Genomic DNA, 18830 nt, shown 5'->3' on the forward strand with positions numbered 1-18830 from the left:
TGTGGAGAAACAACAGTGATCAGAACCTTTGCAGAACTCGATCTAAACCAAGAGCTGCTTAAAGCAATTGACGAAATGGGCTACGAACGTCCAACACAGATACAAGCTGAAGCAATCCCACAAGCGTTAGATGGAAGAGACGTTTTGGCTTCTGCGCCAACAGGTACTGGTAAAACAGCATCATTTGTATTGCCAGCACTGCAATACCTACTGGATTTCCCACGTAAGAAATCTGGCCCTGCACGTATGCTTATCCTGACGCCAACGCGTGAGCTAGCAATGCAGATCACCGAACAAGCACGTGAGCTTGCTAAATACACCAGCCTAAATATCTTCACGATCACGGGCGGTGTTATGTACCAAGAGCACGCAGATATCTTAAGTACAACTCAAGATATCGTAGTAGCAACACCTGGCCGTTTGATGGAATACATTGAAGGCGAGCGTTTTGACTGTCGTGCGATTGAATGGCTGGTTCTAGATGAAGCCGACCGCATGCTAGACATGGGCTTTGGTCCTGTTGTTGACCGTCTGTCTGCAGAGTGTCGCTGGCGTAAACAAACTTTACTGTTCTCAGCAACACTAGAAGGTAAAGGCATTGAAGGCTTCACTGAAGATCTACTTAAAAACCCAGCGGAGATCGATGCGAAATCATCACTTCGTGAGCGTAAGAAGATCACTCAGTGGTACCACCGTGCAGACACGGCAGAGCACAAGCTAAGCATCCTAAAGCACGTCATCACAGAGCAAGCTGAGCGCAGCATCGTATTCTTGAAGACGCGTGATCGTCTAGGTGATCTACGAGCTCAACTTGAAAGCGCGCAAATCCCATGTGCGTGGATCCAAGGTGAAATGCCTCAAGATCGTCGTAACAACGCGATTGCTCGTTTCCGTGACGGCTCTGTAAACGTACTACTAGCGACTGACGTTGCTGCTCGTGGTATCGACCTTCCAGACGTAAGCCACGTAATCAACTACGACATGCCACGTACTGCTGACGTATACCTACACCGTATTGGCCGTACGGCTCGTGCTGGTAAAAAAGGTAACGCGGTTTCTATCATTGAAGCGCACGATCAACTAATGATTGAGCGTGTGGCTCGTTACACAGACGAACCAATCAAAGAACGCTTTATTGAAGGCATGCGCCCTACGCATAAGAAAGCGGCCGTGACTAAGAAGAAGAAGCCGAAGAAAGAAGATAAGAAAGCGGTAGAGAAACAAAAAATCGCGAAGAAGAAAAAAATCGCGAAGAAAAAGAAAGCAGCAAAGAAGAAGTAATCTACCAGCTTCAACGATTCAATAAAAAAGCCCCATGCAGTTCGCTGCATGGGGCTTTTCTCTATCTGGTCTGTTATCAGGCTAAAACCGAGAGCTACTCGTTAGCCAAGGACTACTAGTTTTGCTCTTCGCGCTTAAAGACAAGCTCTTTCGCGTTCGACTCTTCTTCAACGAAGTAGTAGCCCGCCGTATCAAACTGGGTCAGCGCCTCAACCGAGTCGATCTTGTTCTCGATGATGTAGCGAGCCATCATGCCACGCGCTTTCTTCGCGTAGAAACTGATCACCTTGTACTGACCGTTCTTGCAGTCTTTGAATACAGGGGTAATCACTTGGCCATCCAAGTTCTTCGGCTTCACGGCTTTAAAGTATTCGTTCGACGCTAGATTGATCAACACATTGTCGCCTTGAGCATTCAACGCTTCATTGAGCTTGTCTGTGATGATGTTGCCCCAGAACTGGTACAAGTTAGTACCACGAGCATTGGCTAAGCGTGTACCCATCTCTAGGCGGTATGGCTGCATCAAATCCAACGGCTTAAGCAAGCCATATAACCCAGAAAGCATGCGCAGGTGGTCTTGTGCGTAGTCAAAATCTTCATCCGATAGCGTTTCAGCGTCTAGGCCAGTGTATACATCGCCTTTAAAGGCTAGGATTGCTTGGCGTGCGTTGTCTTGGGTAAAGGTCTCGCTCCACTGCTCAAAGCGCGCTACGTTCAACCCTGCGATTTTATCGCTGACTTTCATCAGTGCAGAAATATCGACTGGCGTCAGTTTGCGGCACTCTTCAATCAGCTCAGCAGAGTGTTCAACAAACTCAGGCTGACTAAAGCGTTCCGTCGCTAATGGTGATTCGTAATCAAGTGTTTTGGCTGGAGAAACGACAACTAACATAACTTTACCCTAATCGGTTATCTAACTGGATGCTGCTAGAGTATAGAAAAAACATCAACTTGTCTTTATGGCTGTTCCTATTACTTCGATAGGGAGAATGAGCTTCGATAGACAGAATGAGACAAATGACAGGCAAACAAAAAGGCTAAGGTCGAAACCTTAGCCTTTCTAATCACTTTAGGATGAGCCGTTTATCGCTCCAACAAGATTACTTCTTGTTGTTGTCCCAAATACCGTCTTCCAGCTGAGACTTAAGCTCTGGGAAGTCATTCGAATCGAATGTTGGTACTTTACCCGCGTCTAGTTGGCGGTTGTAGTCTTTCGCTAGCTTAATCACGATACCTGATAGCAGGATAATCGCCACCAAGTTAACAATCGCCATTAGGCCCATCGATACGTCAGCCAGTGCCCATACCGTTGGTAACGTCGCTAGAGAACCGAACATAACCATACCCAGAACAACGATACGGAACAGCACTAGGCCCTTCTTGTTGTTGTGCTCAAGGAAGATAAGGTTCGTTTCAGCGTACGAGTAGTTTGCAATGATTGAAGTGAAAGCGAAGAAGAAAATCGCTACCGCTACAAAAATGCCGCCCCATTCGCCCACTTGTGCTGTTAGTGCACGTTGCGTTAGTTCGATACCCGTTACTTCACCGTGTGGTACATACTCACCAGACATCAGGATGATTGCGACTGTTGCTGAACAGATAACAATGGTATCCATGAACACGCCTAGCATTTGCACGTAACCTTGTGATGCTGGGTGCGGTGGGTAAGGCGTAGCAGAAGCTGCTGCGTTTGGCGCAGAACCCATACCCGCTTCGTTCGAGAACAAACCACGTTTGATGCCGTTAATCATCGCTTGTGCGATTGCGTAACCTAGGCCACCCGCTGCTGCTTCTTGCAGACCGAATGCACTCTTGAAGATAAGAGCCAGTACTTCAGGCACTTTCTCGATGTTCGCGAACATCACGTACATAGCGATCGCTAGGTAAGCCAATGCCATGATTGGAACGATGATTTCTGCTGTGCGTGCAATCTTACGGATACCACCGAAGATAACGAACGCAGAGATGATTACGATACCAACACCAACGTAGCTACGCTCAAGGTCGAATGCCGTGTTCATTGCGCTTGCAATAGCGTTCGCTTGAACCGCGTTGAATACAAGACCAAATGCAATGATGAGGAAGATAGAGAATAGAACCCCCATCCAACGCATGCCTAGGCCTTTCTCCATGTAGTATGCAGGGCCGCCGCGGTAGTTACCGTCGTTATCACGCGTTTTGTATAGCTGTGCCAGTGTGCTTTCTGCAAACGATGTTGCCATACCTAGCATTGCGATTAGCCACATCCAGAAGATAGCACCAGGGCCACCAGCGGTTAGTGCTACAGCAACACCTGCCATGTTACCCGTACCTACACGAGCAGCGAGACTAGTACAAAGAGCTTGGAAAGAAGAGATACCAGCACTGTCTGCTTTACGGCTGTTTCTAAGAACAGAGAACATGTGGCCGAAATGGCGGAATTGAATGAAGCCTAGTCGTACAGTGAAGTAGATACCCACACCAACCAGTAAGTAAACTAAGATAGATCCCCAAAGGAGATCGTTCATCAAATTGATTAAGTCTGTCACGTGAACCTCGTAATTGAGTTTAAGCACCGATCATGCTTCCTAGCCTTCCTCTTAATCGCCTATGCCTCTGTCAATGTTGTGTCGGCACTCTTGTTATATTCTTGCGGCGATTGAGACTGTAAATGTCGCTTCATGCATCCATTTTACGTATCAGTGTATTTTTTGACGGGCGGATAATGCAGCGAGACGGCCTAAAAATCAATATGCAAATGCACTTATATTAAAATGACATTTCACTAATAACACACTTTTTGTTAACACAACTTTCAACAATGCAGCCCAATAAAAGTCACATTATCGGGACATAATATCAACAACAGCCACGGCACTACCCCAACAAGAACACCATCCTATAAAAATGACGTCAGCCTAGGTTTTACAAGGTATAGTGAAGATCTTCGTTTTTTTCTAGGCCAATGAGATCCCTATACCGCACGGTACCATGTGCACTTCAATGCATTGTAGTCAAAACGCTATTCCATTCGCACAATGAATTAACATTCAATAACCCCCAATTTAATCGTTTACTTAGGTTTGTTTGCCTGTTTTTTATACATAATAATTCTCACAATGTGTGAGCATGCATAAAAAAATAGAACAAAAGCTTCATGGATTTGAAACAAATGAGAAACAAATCAAAGTTATTGTGAACCTAAATATGATATTTATTGGTTCGTAAGAACTAGTCCCACGGAAGGAGATATGGCTTATGGATAGCTTTCAATTCGATGAAGTATCAGAACTAGAAATGCCTCGTGTAACTCAAAAATCACGCTCGAAACCACTCAAGCGTAAGTGGCGTGAAATCGAAGCCATCAACGATCGTAGGCAGCTTGAGAAAGAGCTGAGAGAGATGAACCTAGGTCTTGATTTTAGCCTTGACGATATAAAACTTTAATCAGCACGATAAGAAATCAGATAGCAAAAGGCACCTATATAGGTGCCTTTTTTATTTTTTGAGGTAGTTAATCCGCTCAAAGCGCCATTTAGAAACCAACCCTCTAATATAGAGGACACCTAAAAATAGGTGCACCTCAACATTACAACGGGCTAAACACACTCTTGTTCATTTTGTCGAACCCGAGCCGCGAGTTGGCGATATTGATCGGCGATGGTCTCTCCAAAAACAGGGTCATCTTCCGGTTGAAGCCATTGAGACTCCACTTCTTGCCAATCTTTCACCGTGAACGCCTCAACAATCATGGGTAGCACATGCTTCTCTTCATATTCCATGTGCTTTCGCTGAGCCTTAACAAACGCTTCAAGCTGCTCAATAAAGACTTGCTGAGGAACCACCGCATCTTGAAGGATCATATCGACCAAACCTAAAAAGTCCGCCGTTTTCTCAGAAAGCAATTGATGCTCTAACTCCAAGTCTTCAATCGCTTGCTCGCTGCCATATTGCTTAAGATAGTAGCGATAAATGACGTCTTCTTTAGGGTGATGCACTTTGTCTGAATGGTTCATAAGGTAATGAACCACCTCTGCGATCAGGCTATAGTTTATTTCTCGCTCCTGTTTCAGAAACTCTAACTTACTGTTGAGTATCGCGAGTAAACGAGCCATATAGCCATGCTCTCGTCTTATCCTTTCAATCATCATAGTATTGCACTCCATTACACCTACTATTTATAAGTGTATACGAATATGCTGATTTATGATTTGACCCTGCTCAGAAAACCACCAACCTACACTTCTGTTGGTAAACGCCAGTCAATAGGTTGTTGATCCATAGAAGAAAGCAGCTTGTTGGTTGTAGAGAAATGCTGACAACCGAAGAATCCACGGCGTGCCGATAATGGCGATGGGTGAGGTGCAACCAACACATGATGCTTGTCGTCATCAATCGCTTGACCTTTCTTCTGGGCGTGTGCGCCCCACAACAAAAAGATGATCGGTTCAGAGCGCTGATTGAGCTCAGCAATAATGGCATCGGTAAAGGTTTCCCAGCCACACTTAGCATGTGAGTGTGCTTTTGCCTCTTCGACTGTAAGGACTGTGTTCAACATCAACACCCCTTGCGATGCCCAAGAATCGAGATAACCATGACTAGGAATCTCAAAGCCCTCTATATCTTGTGCAAGCTCTTTGTACATATTGCGTAGAGAAGGTGGGATTTTCACACCAGGAAGCACTGAGAATGCTAAGCCGTGAGCTTGGTTAGCACCGTGATAAGGATCTTGCCCTAAGATAACCACTCGCACGGATTCGAAAGGCGTCATATCAAAGGCACTGAACACCTGTTCTTGTGGCGGGTAGACGGTTTTACCACTATTACGTTGCTGTTCAACAAACGCGAGGACACTCTGAAAGTACTCTTTATCACGTTCATCATTAATAATGGATTCCCAAGTCTTTGGTCCGGTCATCGTTTTACTTCCCAATCATCAAGGTTTCTAGCGGCTTTCGCCAGACAAAAAAATAGCTGTATCGGCTAACTGTCCTAAATAAGGCTCTAGTTATACCTCATACAGCTATCAATAAACATGATGTGTAGGGTTCACTTGTTGATGAATCATAATAATCAGTTCAAGTTGTGCTAATCTCGATTAACCACTTTTCTGCTGTGTACGATGGTGGCCGTGGTTATGCACGTGACGGTTTGGTGTAGGTAAACGGCGTGCGACAGCAATAGTTGAAGTTTGGGTGATTGAATACATAAAGGCACCTCCTCTAAGACATCGTGAACTACATATTCACTTTAATACTATGAAAGAAAGGTGCCAATTTTTAGAAATAGACGGAAATAAATTTCCCCCTCTATTATTACGCTTGTTCGCTCGCTAGCGTTGCTGAGCGATGAAACATTCTAAGTTGTTGAATTTCCTCTTTCCAGATCGTCGAATCAATGGTTTCCAAGATAAGAGGGATACCATTAAAGCGAGAATCAGAGGCAATATACTCAAAACAATCCCAGCCAATTTCGCCTTTTCCTAAAGAATGGTGTCGATCGACTCGGCTCGCGAACTCAGCTTTTGAATCATTGATGTGCATTGCTCTTAGATAGTGCATACCCACGATGCGGTCGAACTCAGCAAAAGTATGCTCACACGCCTCTTTTGTACGTAAGTCATAGCCAGCAGTAAACGTATGGCAGGTGTCTAAGCACACACCCACACGTGACTTATCTTCTACCTGCTCGATAATCTCGGCTAGATGTTCAAACTTCCAACCCAGATTAGTGCCCTGCCCAGACGTATTCTCGATCACTGCGATTACGTCAGGTACCGCTTGATGAGCTAGGTTGATCGATTCAGCGATCTTCGCCAAACATTCGCTTTCTGAGATTTTCTTTAAATGACTCCCAGGATGAAAATTCAAAAGCGTTAGTCCAAGTTGATTACAACGCTCCATTTCATCAATAAAAGCCGCGCGTGATTTCTCTAGCTTCTCTTCTTCTGGCGCTCCTAGGTTAATCAGGTAGGAGTCATGAGGAAGAATGTGCTCAGCACCGTAGCCCAACATTTTGCAATTGGCTTTAAAGGCACTAATGGTTTTCGCTTCTAGTGGTTTTGCCGCCCACTGTCTCTGGTTCTTGGTAAACAGTGCAAACGCATTGGCACCTATTTCACGTGCACGCATAGGCGCCTGATCAACTCCACCAGCAGCCGAGACATGAGCGCCAATAAACTTAATATTTGTTTCCGGTTTTGAGGATGAATTATTGTTTGTCATTAAATCACTTTACACTTTCAGAATGCTTAATAAATAAAGGGTCGTATCGGTTGTAGTTCAATAAAAACACAACAAATGTAGTAAACTTACAACAAATATGACTGTTAAATATTTTTTATACTTTAAAATATTTTGTAATTACTTTGTTTTCAAAGGTTTTATTGATTTACCTCAATATAATCACCTTTGTGAAAATATGGTTTTTGGTTGTTTTTTGACTTGAATCAATGTTAACCTTACTAATATTAGGTATATATTACCCAGCTCAATAAAAATCGAAAGTTAACACCATAATCAAACCACATTCAGTGGACTAGGAGATAGTTATGATCCAAGGTATTCAAATTACTAAAGCAGCAAACGATGACCTACTAAACTCAATCTGGCTACTAGATAGCGAGAAGAATGAAGCTCGTTGTGTTGTTGCTACTGCAGGTTTCGAAGCTGACCAAGTTATCTCAGCTGCAGACCTAGGCGAGTACGAAAGCCGTGAAGTTGCAATCGAAGCAGCACCACGCATCGAAGGTGGTCAACACCTAAACGTTAACGTTCTTAAGCGTGAAACGCTAGAAGACGCAGTTGCTCACCCAGAGAACTACCCACAGCTAACTATCCGTGTATCGGGTTACGCTGTACGTTTCAACTCTCTAACAACTGAACAGCAACGTGACGTTATCGCACGTACGTTCACTGAGTCTCTATAATTTTTAGAGCTTAAATTAGAATACAAAAACGGCGCTCATTGAGCGCCGTTTTTATTTGTTCGAAAAACAAATGGACGTTACGGTTGAACTCGACGAAGCACAGCTTTTAGCGCTTCAAAATCGTTATCAAGATCTTCAGACAACAATTCCATCGCCGCGTGTTTTGCTAGCGGGCCAGGCAGTTCGATATCAGAACCTAGGATGTCATCAACCACTTCTTTGAATTTCGCTGGGTGTGCTGTACACAGGAACAAGCCAGTTTCGTTCTCTTGCAGTTGCTCTTCCAGTAGACGGTAAGCAATCGCACCATGTGGTTCACATAGGTAACCTTGTGCTTTTAGGTCGCGAACTGACTCAGCGCTCTGCTCGTCAGATACTTTACCTTTGCCTAGTGTATCTAAGCCCCAACCTTTCAGTTGGCAAAGCTCTTCGATACGAGGCCAGTTGTTTGGTTGGCTTACGTCCATCGCGTTCGATGTTGTCGCAACAGTCGGTTTTGGATCCCATTGACCTGTTTCTAGGTAACGAGGAACAGTGTCATTTTCGTTAGTTGCTGCGATAAAACGCTTAACAGGTAGACCTAGCGCTTTAGCCAATAGACCAGCCGTTAGGTTACCAAAGTTACCACTTGGTACAGAGATAACGAGGTTTTCACGTTGCTCTTTAGTCAGCTGAGAAGCCGCCTCAAAGTAGTAACAGATCTGAGCCATTAAACGGCTGATGTTGATCGAGTTTGCCGAATTAAGACCGATCTCTTTACGCAGTTCAGCGTCATCAAATGAGTCTTTAACTAGAGCCTGACACGCATCAAAGTCACCATCAATCGCCACAGTGTGGATGTTCTTGCCAAGCGTACAGAACAGCTTCTCTTGCAGTGGGCTGATCTTGCCTTTCGGGTAAAGAATCACAACATTGATGTCTTCCATGCCGTAGAAAGCATGCGCAACCGCCGCACCAGTATCACCTGATGTTGCCGTTAAGATAGTGATTTGACCACCATCAGAAACAGCTGCTAAAGATTGAGCCATAAAGCGGCCACCGAAATCTTTAAACGCCAGTGTTGGACCGTGGAAAAGCTCAAGCGCGTAAACGCCGTCTTTTACTTGGTTGATTGGTGCAGGGAATTGGAACGCTGCATCCACCATTTGGTCGATCTGTTCTTTTGGTAATTCATCACCAATCAATGCTGACAGAATCTTTGAGCTACGAGGGACAAAGTCCTCTGCTAGCAGCGCATCGATATCATCAAACTTTGGCAGTTCAGATGGGAAAAATAGACCTTGATTACGGCCTAAGCCTTGACGAACGGCTTGGCCAAAAGAGACTTGTTCATCATTTTCTTTGATGTTGTACAGTTTCATAACTCACTTCCTGTAACGATCGAACCCTGCTTATCTAGGCGACAAACGTGAACGAATCCTTCTTCATTTTGTACGTAATTTTGTTCTAACCAGCGTGCAACACGCTCGGCGACATCTTGTTCTTTGCAAATGCTAAATAGAGTTGGACCACTACCAGAAATACCAGTAGCCAGTGCCCCAGCTGACAGCGCGTATTTACGAGCATCAGCAAACCCTGGAAGCAGTTTCTCACGATATGGTTCAGCGATCACGTCTTTGATCATCTTCGCCGCCAGTTCAGGTTGACCTGAATGACACGCGTGGATAAAGCCCGCTAAGTGACGACCATGAGCAATAATATCCTGACGACGATATTGAGATGGTAGGATCTCTCTCGCTTCAGCCGTTGAAACCTTAATACCCGGATAAGCCATTACCCAGTACCAGTCGTCAAAACACGGTACTTCTTGGCTGATGATGCCTAGCTCTTCAAGCATGAGCTGCACACCACCAAGGTAACATGGCGCAACGTTATCGTAGTGGATACCACCTGAAATCTTGCCTTCCATTTCACCCATCAGAGCAAGCAGTTCAGTTTCATTCAGGGGCTGACCGTGAAAACGGTTTAGCGCATCCAGTGCCGCGACGATTGAACATGCACTAGAACCCAAACCTGAACCGATAGGCATGTTCTTTTCTAGTGTCATTTCTAAAGGCTTTAGCGTAACGCCTTTTTTATCAAGCTCTCTCGAGAACACAACCCAGCAGTCGTAGACAATGTTTTCTTTGGTTTCAGTTGGCAGCTTAGAAACAAAACTGCCTGCTGTTTTTAGTGAGAATGATTCATCACCTGCTTTAACCATAACTCGGTCACCGAGCAGCGTGCCATCCACTGGAGACACAGCGGCCCCCAGCACATCAAACCCTACACTGACATTGCCGATTGATGCAGGTGCATAAACAACAACATCCATATCACTTGAACTCATTCCTAAACTCCTAATTTCCAACCAAGAGTACGCATCACATCAGAGAATACGCCTGCTGCTGTAACTTCAGTACCCGCACCGTAACCACGCAATACTAGAGGGATCGGTTGGTAGTAACGGCTGTAGAATGCTAATGCGTTCTCGCCATCTTTAATCTTGAACATTGGGTCGTCGCCATCAACAGCTGCGATACGAACTTTACACTTACCATCGGCGATTTCACCAACATAACGAAGTACTTTGCCTTCTTCTGCTGCGATCGCTGACTGTTCTTGGAAGTAAGCATCCGCTTCTGGCAAGCGAGCCATAAACTCTTCAACCGTGCCTGAATCATCAAAACCCGGTGGCAATGCTTGGTCAACCTCAACATCTTCAAGCTCAAGTGCCATGCCCGCTTCACGAGCAAGAATAAGCAGCTTACGCGCAACGTCCATACCAGACAGATCATCACGAGGATCCGGCTCAGTGAAGCCGTTATCTTTAGCAATGTTGGTTGCTTGGCTGAGTGTCATACCCTCATCAAGCTTACCGAAAATGTAAGACAGTGAACCAGAAAGAATGCCGTTGAACTTCTCAAGCTCATCACCTGCAGAGATTAGGTTCTGTAAGTTTTCGATTACGGGTAGACCTGCGCCTACTGTTGTCTCGTACATCAACTTACGACGAGAGTTACGTGCCACTTCACGAAGCTGATGGTAGTAAGCCATGCTTGCCGTGTTGGCTTTTTTGTTTGGTGTTACCACGTGGAAACCAGCCGCTAGGAAATCAGCGTATTGCGCCGCAATGCCTTCGCTAGACGTACAGTCAACCAAGACTGGATTGATAATGTGGTTACGTTGAACAAGTGCATTTAAGCGCGCTAAGCTAAACTCTTCTGTCGCGCTCGACATGCGATCACGCCACTGCTCTAGCGGTAGACCATCGCTATCTAGCAACAAGCCTTTGCTGTTTGCTAAACCACATACGCGAATCACGATGCCTTTTTCTGCCAGTTTGCCTTGTTGACGTTGGATCTGGTCAACAAGCTCCCCACCAACACCACCAACACCAACAACGAATACGTCAAGGAAGTGCTTAGAGTTAAATAGGTTCTCGTGACACGCCTTGATCGCTTCAGAGATTTTGTCTTCAGGGATAACCGCAGAGATAGCACGTTCAGAAGAACCTTGCGCGATAGCAACGATGTTGACGTTCACTTCCGCTAAAGAAGAGAAGAATTGAGACGCCACGCCACGTGAAGTGCGCATACCGTCACCCACTAGCGTAACAATCGCGACATCGTCCATGAACTCAACAGGCTCTAATAGGCCATCTTTCAGCTCAAGTTCAAACGCATCTGATAGCACTTGCTTCGCTTTCACTTTATCAGCAGATTCAATACAGAAGCTGATGCTGTACTCTGAAGAAGATTGAGTAATAAGGACGATAGAAACGCCGGCAGAAGACATCGCGCCGAATACACGACTCGCCATACCAACCATGCCCTTCATACCTGGGCCTGATACGTTAACCATCGTTAGGTCACTTAGCGTAGTGATGCCTTTGATTGCTAGGTTATCTTCGCCAGTGTCTTGGCCGATCAAAGTACCTGCACCCTGTGGGTTGAAGCTGTTTTTGATTAGGCAAGGAATATGGAATTGCGCGATAGGAGCGATAGTCTTCGGATGTAGAACCGAAGCGCCGAAGTAAGAAAGCTCCATCGCTTCTTGATAGCTTAGCGATTTAAGAAGACGAGCATCATCCACTAAACGCGGGTCACAGTTGTAAACGCCGTCTACATCTGTCCAGATCTCACAGCAATCAGCACGTAGACACGCTGCTAGCACTGCAGCTGAATAATCAGAGCCGTTACGGCCGAGTGTGACTAGCTCACCTTTATCGTTACCAGCCGTAAAGCCCGGCATGATATTTACGTGACCTTTAGGCAGTGGCGACTGACGGAAGTTCTGAGTTGAAACGTCCACATCGACCATAGCTTCAAGGTGATCACCTTTAGCGTATAGGTATTGAACTGGGTCAATCAGGCTTGCTGGTTGGCCTTTCGCTTCAAGTACCGCTTTCATCAACTGGATTGAGATTCGCTCACCTTTACTGATGATGCGAGCATTAACGTGGTTCGGGCACATACCAAGTAGGTTGATGCCATTCACGAACTGCTTTAGCTGAGCAAGAGAGGTATCCACCTGCTCTTGAAACGCGGCACCATCGATAGAAGGCACGACCGCTTTGATCTCTGCAAACAGTGTGTTAAATGAAGATTCGATCTCTGTAATCTGTGCGTCAGCTTCACCATTTTTCAGTGCAGCTTCAATAACAGCGACCAACTTATTGGTTGTTTTTCCTGGAGCCGATAGTACAACGGCTAGCTCTTCTTGCTGGGCATTATTAGCGATGATATCAGCCGCTCGTAAAAAACGATCTGCATCAGCTAATGATGAACCTCCAAACTTTAAAACGCGCATCCCTTTCTCCATAAGTCATAAAAATGGTACAAAAAAAGGCCTGTATCTTGTTGGATACAGGCCTTTTTTTTAAAATCCGTTACTTAGCAGCCTGCCCCAACAATGTTAATGTCGGTAATAATAATGGTTGTGGTCATTACTAGGTGGCTTACGTGCTGCATATCAAATTCTCTGCTTGTGCTTTACTCTACGTGTATCAATTTTTACCACTGGACGTCAATGAAAAGTTGCGTTTTTTTTACATTCGCACCGTTTTTCAGAGCAAACCGTCATTTAAGGGATAAAACACCCTGTATAAACCTTCACTTAAGATACTGGATTTACTCATTGAACAGGCAAGAGTGATCAATTGCATATATAGTCATAACGAAATGCTATATCGATTGTGCAGCGAACGTACAAGTTCTGTGCTTTAATTGAACGATAACGTTCGAAGAACAATAATAATGACATCAGGAGTGGGAAATGAAGAGATTACTTATTCTTTTAGCGTTTGCTACGCCTGTTGTTTGTTCAGCGAACCGCTTGCCTATACTACCCAGCCAAATCGATAGTTCTTCTCATAAATTCTTTATCTCCACACAAAACGCGTCGAGTGAAAGCTTCGATACTTGGAAGATAGACAGTGGCTACTCTTATAGCTTGTTTGCTGATGTTGACCTTTATGTAGGTACACGAATCAACAGCGATTCACTTAAGTATGAAAGCGGATTTTTAAGTGGTGTCAGTTATCAGTTCTCAGAAAGAGTTTCTTTCAACAGTTCTCTGCACACCTATAAAGACGAAACCGAAGACAATGAGAAATCAGTCGCCGCAGAGGTTTCCAGCCGAGTGCAACTAACAGATAACCTAGATTTGCATGCCACTCTTGATTATGAAGAGTGGCAGCAAGGTGTTGAAGTGGGATTAGGGTTTCGCTTTTAATCTTTGGCTTGTTCTTTATTTACTAACTAGATCGGATTGAGCTACAAACTTTCAGCACATCACAAACCATTCCCCGTTCTAATCTATCAACGGCATTCAATTTGAGTCAGTTACGATTCAATTAACAACTCAGATGAAATTAACACACCATTCCAATCGGCATAAATATAGTCACCAGGCTGAATCAGTTGATTATGTATAGAGAGCGTCACATTCACTTGGCCGACACCGCGTTTCTCTGTTTTGAATGGCGATGCACCTAACGCTTGAACGCCAAGGTCCATTTGCGACATCATGCCAACATCACGCACCGCACCGTTCACAATCACGCCTTCCCAACCATTTTCTATTGCGAGAATAGCGAGTTGATCGCCAAGCAGCGCCTTCTGGCATGAGCCATTACCGTCAACGACAAGCACTTTGCCACAGCCGTCGGTCTCTAAAACCTCGCGAACCTTGGAATTATCGTGATAACAACGAACTGTTACAATTTTTCCAAAGAACGCACCACGTTGGCCGAAGTTCTGCAATGGCATGTTCAGTAGGGTGACTTCGCTTTCAAACTCATCACACAAGTCGGGTGTTATATCGTGCATATATCCTCCGTGAGTAAGGCGTTACCAGTTATGTCAGGCTAGCCTCTATGCTTTTATATGTTATTAAAATTAATCCTTTGTTTTCATTGTTCTATGCTCAATTTATTACTCAATAAAGGTTGATTGAGCATATTTATCTACTAGACTCTTAAGACAGCTTTCAGCTTCCTTGGTTCATAATCCGGTCTTTAGCAGGCAAGATGTGCGAAGCATCTCGAATAATCATTCTTGTTTTGGTGCTAAATAGTCACCATAACATTGGTTAAGTTGTAGCCATACTATTAAAGTTTGTTGCGATACGGCAATTGATGTAAATCAACAAAGTGAATGGAATTAACATTCTCGCGTTGTTAGCATGCTGTTAACATTATAGAATCCACTCCAATCACTAAAAGAATGATTGAAAGGCGTACTGGATCTACGTTATTGGGCAATACTTCAAGGAAGGCAGATAGCTGGAAGTAAGTGTTTTTTTGAAAACTTTAAGTTATCATCAAAAATACATTACCTGTATGTTATGTTTTTGCCTAGAATTTATTCTATTAGCACAGTTTCGTCACAAATTTAGGTACCGCCAAATGCAAACCCCGCAGATTCTTATCGTTGAAGATGAGCAAGTAACTCGTAACACTCTAAAGAGTATTTTTGAAGCAGAGGGATATGCTGTTTTTGAGGCTAGCGACGGTGAAGAGATGCACCAAGTGCTATCTGACAACCAAGTTAACCTTGTAATTATGGACATCAACCTTCCAGGTAAGAATGGCCTACTACTTGCACGTGAACTACGTGAGCAAGCAAACGTAGCGCTTATGTTCTTAACTGGTCGCGATAATGAAGTTGATAAGATCCTTGGCCTAGAGATCGGCGCTGATGACTACATCACTAAGCCTTTCAACCCTCGTGAACTGACTATCCGTGCACGCAACCTTCTGAACCGTTCTATGAGCACAAGCTCTGTTCAAGAAGAGAAGCGTAGCGTTGAGAAGTACGAGTTCAACGGTTGGGTACTAGATATCAACAGTCGTTCTCTGGTTAGCCCAGATGGCGAAGGCTACAAGCTACCTCGTTCAGAGTTCCGTGCTCTACTTCACTTCTGTGAGAACCCAGGTAAGATCCAAACACGTGCAGACCTTCTTAAGAAGATGACTGGCCGTGAGCTTAAGCCACACGATCGTACTGTAGACGTAACAATCCGTCGTATTCGTAAGCACTTTGAATCTGTTTCTGGTACGCCAGAAATCATCGCAACGATTCACGGTGAAGGCTACCGCTTTTGTGGTGACCTAGAAGACTAATTCGATTCGCGCTTCTTACCATTTAGCACTACTCACCAGTAAGTGTTATTAACAATAGAAGCGTCATCAATAGTTATTAAAAAGGGAGAATGCCAACGCATTCTCCCTTTTTTATTGTTCTTAATTGGATAAGGTTTTAGTAAACCGTATCCACCTTAACGTCTTTCTCTACTAACCACTTCACGGTTTCGCCATCTTTAAGTTCAACCGCTACATCAACAGGCTTGTCGCTGTCGATCTCTAGCTGCCATACAAACGCGACTTCCCATTGAGTTTCACTGTGTGTTCTTAAATCAAGATCGTCAGCCGTTACCAACAAGGTGTCTGCACCCTGTTTAACCGTAACACTCTCAACCGCAAGCGTTGCTGGCAGTTGTGAATCTGACTCTAGGTAGATAGAACCATGCAGGGTCTTATCTTGAGTCTCGCCAATCGTTGGCATCTTGTTGTGCCAAAGGTTGCTTTTCATGGTAACTGTTGCTGCAGATACTTCGACTTGATTATCTTGCTGCCATTCTACTTGTGGCGCAGAACAACCCGCTAATGCCACTACACATGCGGCGAATGCTAATTTTTTCATTATTCTTCTACCTTTGATTTAACCAACTATTTAAAACTTCAATGTCATTCTGGTATTCGTTATTTATCTCATCAACCCAACCTGAAATGTTCTCCCACCACGCAGGCAAATCTGGAGATTGAGCTTTCTGGGCAACTTGTTGGATGCGTTTCAGACCAATAGAACCTGCAGCACCTTTAATCTTATGTGCCTCAGAAACGATACTGGCTTTATCTTTCGCGACCATGTTGGAGTTCAATATTTCCATATACTCCGGCATCATATCTTCGAACATCGCGATGCTATCCAAAACCGGTTTCGGTCCAACAATATCAACATAAGACTCTAGCATATCAATATCAAGCAAAGTGGTATCAATTTCTGAAAGAAAAGGCTTACTCGCGTCGACTTTATCAATGCTCTCAACCTTATCGGTGCCCGCTACCTTCTCAATTACCTCTGGTGCATCTTCGATAAGTTCACTGATGACATCTTGGATAGCTCGAACCGACAAAGGTTTACTGATCGCTTCGTCCATGCCTTTCTGGAAGTACTCTTGCTTGTTGTTTAATACGTTCGCAGTTAACGCCACCAAAGGCGGTAGCTGGCTGTATTTCTCGCGGTAGTATTGAGCAATATCGAAACCCGTCATATCTGGCAGTTGGATATCCAACAACACCAAATCATAGTCTTCAGGATTGAAAGCAATTTGCGCCTCTTTACCCGTCATCACGACTGTCACTTCATGGCCAAGGCTTTCAAGTAGAGAGCGAGCCACTGTGATATTGAGTTCAATGTCTTCGACCATAAAGATCTTAAGATTCGACTGTTTTCTTGGCGTTTTGATCAGAGCCTGAGTATCGTGATTCACTGGAACTCGAATCGAAACCGTAAAGGTACTGCCAAAGCCCTCTTCACTGATGACTTCAATGTGGCCATCCATCATATTAATTAGCTGTTGAGAGACAGCGAGACCAATACCCGTGCCGACAGCGTGCAAGTTGTCCGTGCCCGATTTCACCTGATAGTACATCGCGAAGATCTTCTCGATTTCACTTTCAGGGATACCAATACCAGTATCTTCCACTTCCATCGTAATGTTGGCAAAGTCACCATCAATGTCGGCGCTGACTGTCATCACCACTCCACCATCTTTGGTGAACTTCATCGCGTTACTAACAAGGTTCCACAGTACCTGTCTAAGACGAGTACCATCCACCTCAACAGCAGCTGGAAGATCAGACAATCTTTCTAGATCGAACCTTAACCCTTTCTGCTCAGCCATCAACGCAGAGATACTTTCGATCTCGACAACGAAATCTTCAAAGTTAATAGGCGTAGGGAAGAGTTCAAGCTTACGGCGGTCGAACTTATCCATATCAATAATATCGTTGAAGATATTACCCAGTGTCACCGCGCTCACCTTGATGGTTTGCATCTGCTTGCGCTGTTCGGTGGTCAGTTGGCTATCAAGCAGCATGCGGCTCAAGCCAATGATGCCGTTGAGCGGCGTTCTTAACTCGTGGCTAATAGTTGAGATAAAGGTGGTCTTATCGCGGCTGGCTTTTTCTAACGACTCTTGATGCTCTTTACGTTCAGTAATATCGCGGCCAAAACCAACCAAGCCCAAGTGACGACCATCTTTGCTGTAGAAAGGCACTTTACGCAGTTCGAAGTAACTCTTGCGGCCATCTGGGTATTCAAGCCATTGGTCATAAGTCAGTGCTTGGTTGTCAGCAAATACTTTCTTATCGGTTTCAACAACTTGCTGAGCGACCTCTTTACTGTAAACATCCCAAGGAGTTAAACCAACTAGCTCTTTTTCTGTTTTACCAGTGAGCTCTTCAACCGCACGGTTACAACCAGAGAACACACCATCTTCATTACGGTAGTAAATAAGGTCAGGCGAGGCATCGATAAACGAGCGTAACAGTGCAGTACGTTCTGCGAGTTCAAGCTGAGTACGCTCGCGCTGGAACACCTCGTTTTCGAGATCTTGCATTGCTTCTGCGCGCGCTTCTTCCGCTTTTTCACGCTCTTCAATTTCTTGATTAAGCTTCTCGATATTGAGCTGCATTTTATTGTTGAGTTCTTGGTCTCGCTCACGCATGTCGCCAAGTTTAGAGACCAATTTCGCTAACCTTTGACGAGACTCTTCCAACTGGTCCACGACCACTGACAGAAAATAAACCGCCCAAGGCGTGATCACTAAACCGAAGAAAACTGAACGGACAATGTCGATGTCATCAACATTGCCTTTGAGTGCAAGGGTGATACCGACTTGCACAACAACAGCGAGGGCAACAAGCGCTAGGGCGAGTAAGATAGAAAAGCGGACAATCCCCAGTTTTACGAGTAGATCCACGTAATACTGGGCAAGATTTTTCATGGGTTTCATTTAGCGCTCCATGCGATAAGACTAGCAACATTCTACCCTGTTTGAAGATGGGAGGTAAGCTAGCTACATCACACGCAGC

16 protein-coding genes, 1 pseudogene and 1 other annotated feature are annotated in these 18830 nt (G+C 44.7%); of the genes and pseudogenes, 6 read left to right on the forward strand and 11 right to left on the reverse strand.

The genetic code is table 11. The features are described 5' to 3' along the window. Positions 1-15: 15 nt before the first annotated feature. A complete protein-coding gene (gene srmB, locus AB4161_RS12000) occupies positions 16-1281 on the forward strand; it encodes an ATP-dependent RNA helicase SrmB (RefSeq protein WP_372083381.1) in 1266 nt (421 codons plus the stop codon). Positions 1282-1396: 115 nt separating this feature from the next. On the opposite strand, the gene yaaA is transcribed toward srmB, so the two are convergent. Both yaaA and AB4161_RS12010 read right to left on the reverse strand, forming a co-directional pair. Beyond that, a complete protein-coding gene (yaaA, locus tag AB4161_RS12005) occupies positions 1397-2173 on the reverse strand; it encodes a peroxide stress protein YaaA (protein ID WP_017059322.1) in 777 nt (258 codons plus the stop codon). A 208-nt stretch (positions 2174-2381) separates the two neighbouring features. Next, positions 2382-3809, reverse strand: coding sequence for a sodium:alanine symporter family protein (locus AB4161_RS12010; RefSeq protein WP_032545312.1), 1428 nt, complete (start codon positions 3807-3809; stop codon positions 2382-2384). A gap of 709 nt (positions 3810-4518) precedes the next feature. Here AB4161_RS12010 and AB4161_RS12015 point away from each other — a divergent pair. Then, complete coding sequence (locus AB4161_RS12015) at positions 4519-4707, forward strand: DUF3545 family protein (RefSeq protein WP_017059319.1); 189 nt, start codon at positions 4519-4521, stop codon at positions 4705-4707. 152 nt (positions 4708-4859) lie between these two features. Here AB4161_RS12015 and AB4161_RS12020 read toward each other — a convergent pair whose 3' ends face one another. The 3 genes from AB4161_RS12020 to nfo all read right to left on the reverse strand — a co-directional run bounded on the left by AB4161_RS12020 (position 4860) and on the right by nfo (position 7484). Next, the gene (locus tag AB4161_RS12020) at positions 4860-5411 is read right to left on the reverse strand and encodes a hemerythrin domain-containing protein (RefSeq protein ID WP_017070073.1); all 552 of its coding nucleotides are present in this window, start codon (positions 5409-5411) and stop codon (positions 4860-4862) included. An 86-nt stretch (positions 5412-5497) separates the two neighbouring features. Beyond that, on the reverse strand, positions 5498-6178 hold the full coding sequence (ung, locus tag AB4161_RS12025; protein ID WP_372083382.1) for a uracil-DNA glycosylase: 681 nt from the start codon (positions 6176-6178) through the stop codon (positions 5498-5500). A gap of 397 nt (positions 6179-6575) precedes the next feature. Beyond that, complete coding sequence (gene nfo / locus AB4161_RS12030; protein WP_102319761.1) at positions 6576-7484, reverse strand: deoxyribonuclease IV; 909 nt, start codon at positions 7482-7484, stop codon at positions 6576-6578. Positions 7485-7810: 326 nt separating this feature from the next. Here nfo and grcA point away from each other — a divergent pair, with 326 nt between their 5' ends. Continuing rightward, a complete protein-coding gene (grcA, locus tag AB4161_RS12035) occupies positions 7811-8188 on the forward strand; it encodes an autonomous glycyl radical cofactor GrcA (RefSeq protein WP_017059315.1) in 378 nt (125 codons plus the stop codon). Positions 8189-8265: 77 nt separating this feature from the next. Here grcA and thrC read toward each other — a convergent pair whose 3' ends face one another. Genes thrC through thrA form a run of 3 tightly spaced genes read right to left on the reverse strand, consistent with a single transcriptional unit; the run spans position 8266 to position 12979 of the window. Continuing rightward, the gene (gene thrC, locus AB4161_RS12040) at positions 8266-9549 is read right to left on the reverse strand and encodes a threonine synthase (RefSeq protein ID WP_017059314.1); all 1284 of its coding nucleotides are present in this window, start codon (positions 9547-9549) and stop codon (positions 8266-8268) included. After that, positions 9546-10502: a homoserine kinase gene (thrB, locus tag AB4161_RS12045; RefSeq protein ID WP_372072706.1), complete on the reverse strand. Its 957-nt coding sequence runs from the start codon at positions 10500-10502 to the stop codon at positions 9546-9548. Before thrB ends, thrC begins: the two co-directional genes overlap by 4 nt. A gap of 17 nt (positions 10503-10519) precedes the next feature. Further along, a complete protein-coding gene (gene thrA, locus AB4161_RS12050; RefSeq protein ID WP_372083383.1) occupies positions 10520-12979 on the reverse strand; it encodes a bifunctional aspartate kinase/homoserine dehydrogenase I in 2460 nt (819 codons plus the stop codon). 29 nt (positions 12980-13008) lie between these two features. Beyond that, positions 13009-13127: a sequence feature (Thr leader region), on the reverse strand. A gap of 317 nt (positions 13128-13444) precedes the next feature. Here thrA and AB4161_RS12055 point away from each other — a divergent pair. Then, positions 13445-13903, forward strand: coding sequence for a ribonuclease regulator (locus AB4161_RS12055; protein ID WP_372056411.1), 459 nt, complete (start codon positions 13445-13447; stop codon positions 13901-13903). A gap of 110 nt (positions 13904-14013) precedes the next feature. On the opposite strand, the gene AB4161_RS12060 is transcribed toward AB4161_RS12055, so the two are convergent. Then, positions 14014-14499, reverse strand: coding sequence for a putative 4-hydroxy-4-methyl-2-oxoglutarate aldolase (locus AB4161_RS12060; protein WP_017059310.1), 486 nt, complete (start codon positions 14497-14499; stop codon positions 14014-14016). Positions 14500-14546: 47 nt separating this feature from the next. Between AB4161_RS12060 and AB4161_RS12065 the strand changes: the two are divergent. Together AB4161_RS12065 and arcA are read left to right on the forward strand one after the other, a co-directional pair. Next, positions 14547-14648: pseudogene (locus AB4161_RS12065) on the forward strand (ribonuclease activity regulator protein RraA); the annotation flags it as partial. Positions 14649-15077: 429 nt separating this feature from the next. Further along, positions 15078-15794, forward strand: coding sequence for a two-component system response regulator ArcA (arcA, locus tag AB4161_RS12070; RefSeq protein ID WP_004741534.1), 717 nt, complete (start codon positions 15078-15080; stop codon positions 15792-15794). A 136-nt stretch (positions 15795-15930) separates the two neighbouring features. Here the strand turns inward: arcA and AB4161_RS12075 are convergent, their stop codons facing one another. Continuing rightward, complete coding sequence (locus AB4161_RS12075; RefSeq protein WP_017059309.1) at positions 15931-16374, reverse strand: hypothetical protein; 444 nt, start codon at positions 16372-16374, stop codon at positions 15931-15933. Between the two features lie 7 nt (positions 16375-16381). Beyond that, positions 16382-18751: an aerobic respiration two-component sensor histidine kinase ArcB gene (arcB, locus tag AB4161_RS12080; protein WP_372083384.1), complete on the reverse strand. Its 2370-nt coding sequence runs from the start codon at positions 18749-18751 to the stop codon at positions 16382-16384. Positions 18752-18830: the final 79 nt, after the last annotated feature.

It is taken from the genome of Vibrio sp. 10N.286.51.E5 (genome assembly GCF_041469125.1).
GTDB lineage: Bacteria > Pseudomonadota > Gammaproteobacteria > Enterobacterales > Vibrionaceae > Vibrio > Vibrio crassostreae_C.

What these genes read in the sequence shown, in the direction of transcription:
- yaaA (WP_017059322.1), bottom strand. Translation starts at nt 2,173, where the DNA reads ATGTTAGTTGTCGTTTCTCCAGCCAAAACACTTGATTACGAATCACCA.
- grcA (WP_017059315.1), top strand. Translation starts at nt 7,811, where the DNA reads ATGATCCAAGGTATTCAAATTACTAAAGCAGCAAACGATGACCTACTA.
- nfo (WP_102319761.1), bottom strand. Translation starts at nt 7,484, where the DNA reads ATGACAAACAATAATTCATCCTCAAAACCGGAAACAAATATTAAGTTT.
- AB4161_RS12055 (WP_372056411.1), top strand. Translation starts at nt 13,445, where the DNA reads ATGAAGAGATTACTTATTCTTTTAGCGTTTGCTACGCCTGTTGTTTGT.
- AB4161_RS12020 (WP_017070073.1), bottom strand. Translation starts at nt 5,411, where the DNA reads ATGATGATTGAAAGGATAAGACGAGAGCATGGCTATATGGCTCGTTTA.
- ung (WP_372083382.1), bottom strand. Translation starts at nt 6,178, where the DNA reads ATGACCGGACCAAAGACTTGGGAATCCATTATTAATGATGAACGTGAT.
- arcA (WP_004741534.1), top strand. Translation starts at nt 15,078, where the DNA reads ATGCAAACCCCGCAGATTCTTATCGTTGAAGATGAGCAAGTAACTCGT.
- thrB (WP_372072706.1), bottom strand. Translation starts at nt 10,502, where the DNA reads ATGGATGTTGTTGTTTATGCACCTGCATCAATCGGCAATGTCAGTGTA.
- arcB (WP_372083384.1), bottom strand. Translation starts at nt 18,751, where the DNA reads ATGAAACCCATGAAAAATCTTGCCCAGTATTACGTGGATCTACTCGTA.
- AB4161_RS12060 (WP_017059310.1), bottom strand. Translation starts at nt 14,499, where the DNA reads ATGCACGATATAACACCCGACTTGTGTGATGAGTTTGAAAGCGAAGTC.
- AB4161_RS12075 (WP_017059309.1), bottom strand. Translation starts at nt 16,374, where the DNA reads ATGAAAAAATTAGCATTCGCCGCATGTGTAGTGGCATTAGCGGGTTGT.
- AB4161_RS12015 (WP_017059319.1), top strand. Translation starts at nt 4,519, where the DNA reads ATGGATAGCTTTCAATTCGATGAAGTATCAGAACTAGAAATGCCTCGT.
- thrC (WP_017059314.1), bottom strand. Translation starts at nt 9,549, where the DNA reads ATGAAACTGTACAACATCAAAGAAAATGATGAACAAGTCTCTTTTGGC.
- thrA (WP_372083383.1), bottom strand. Translation starts at nt 12,979, where the DNA reads ATGCGCGTTTTAAAGTTTGGAGGTTCATCATTAGCTGATGCAGATCGT.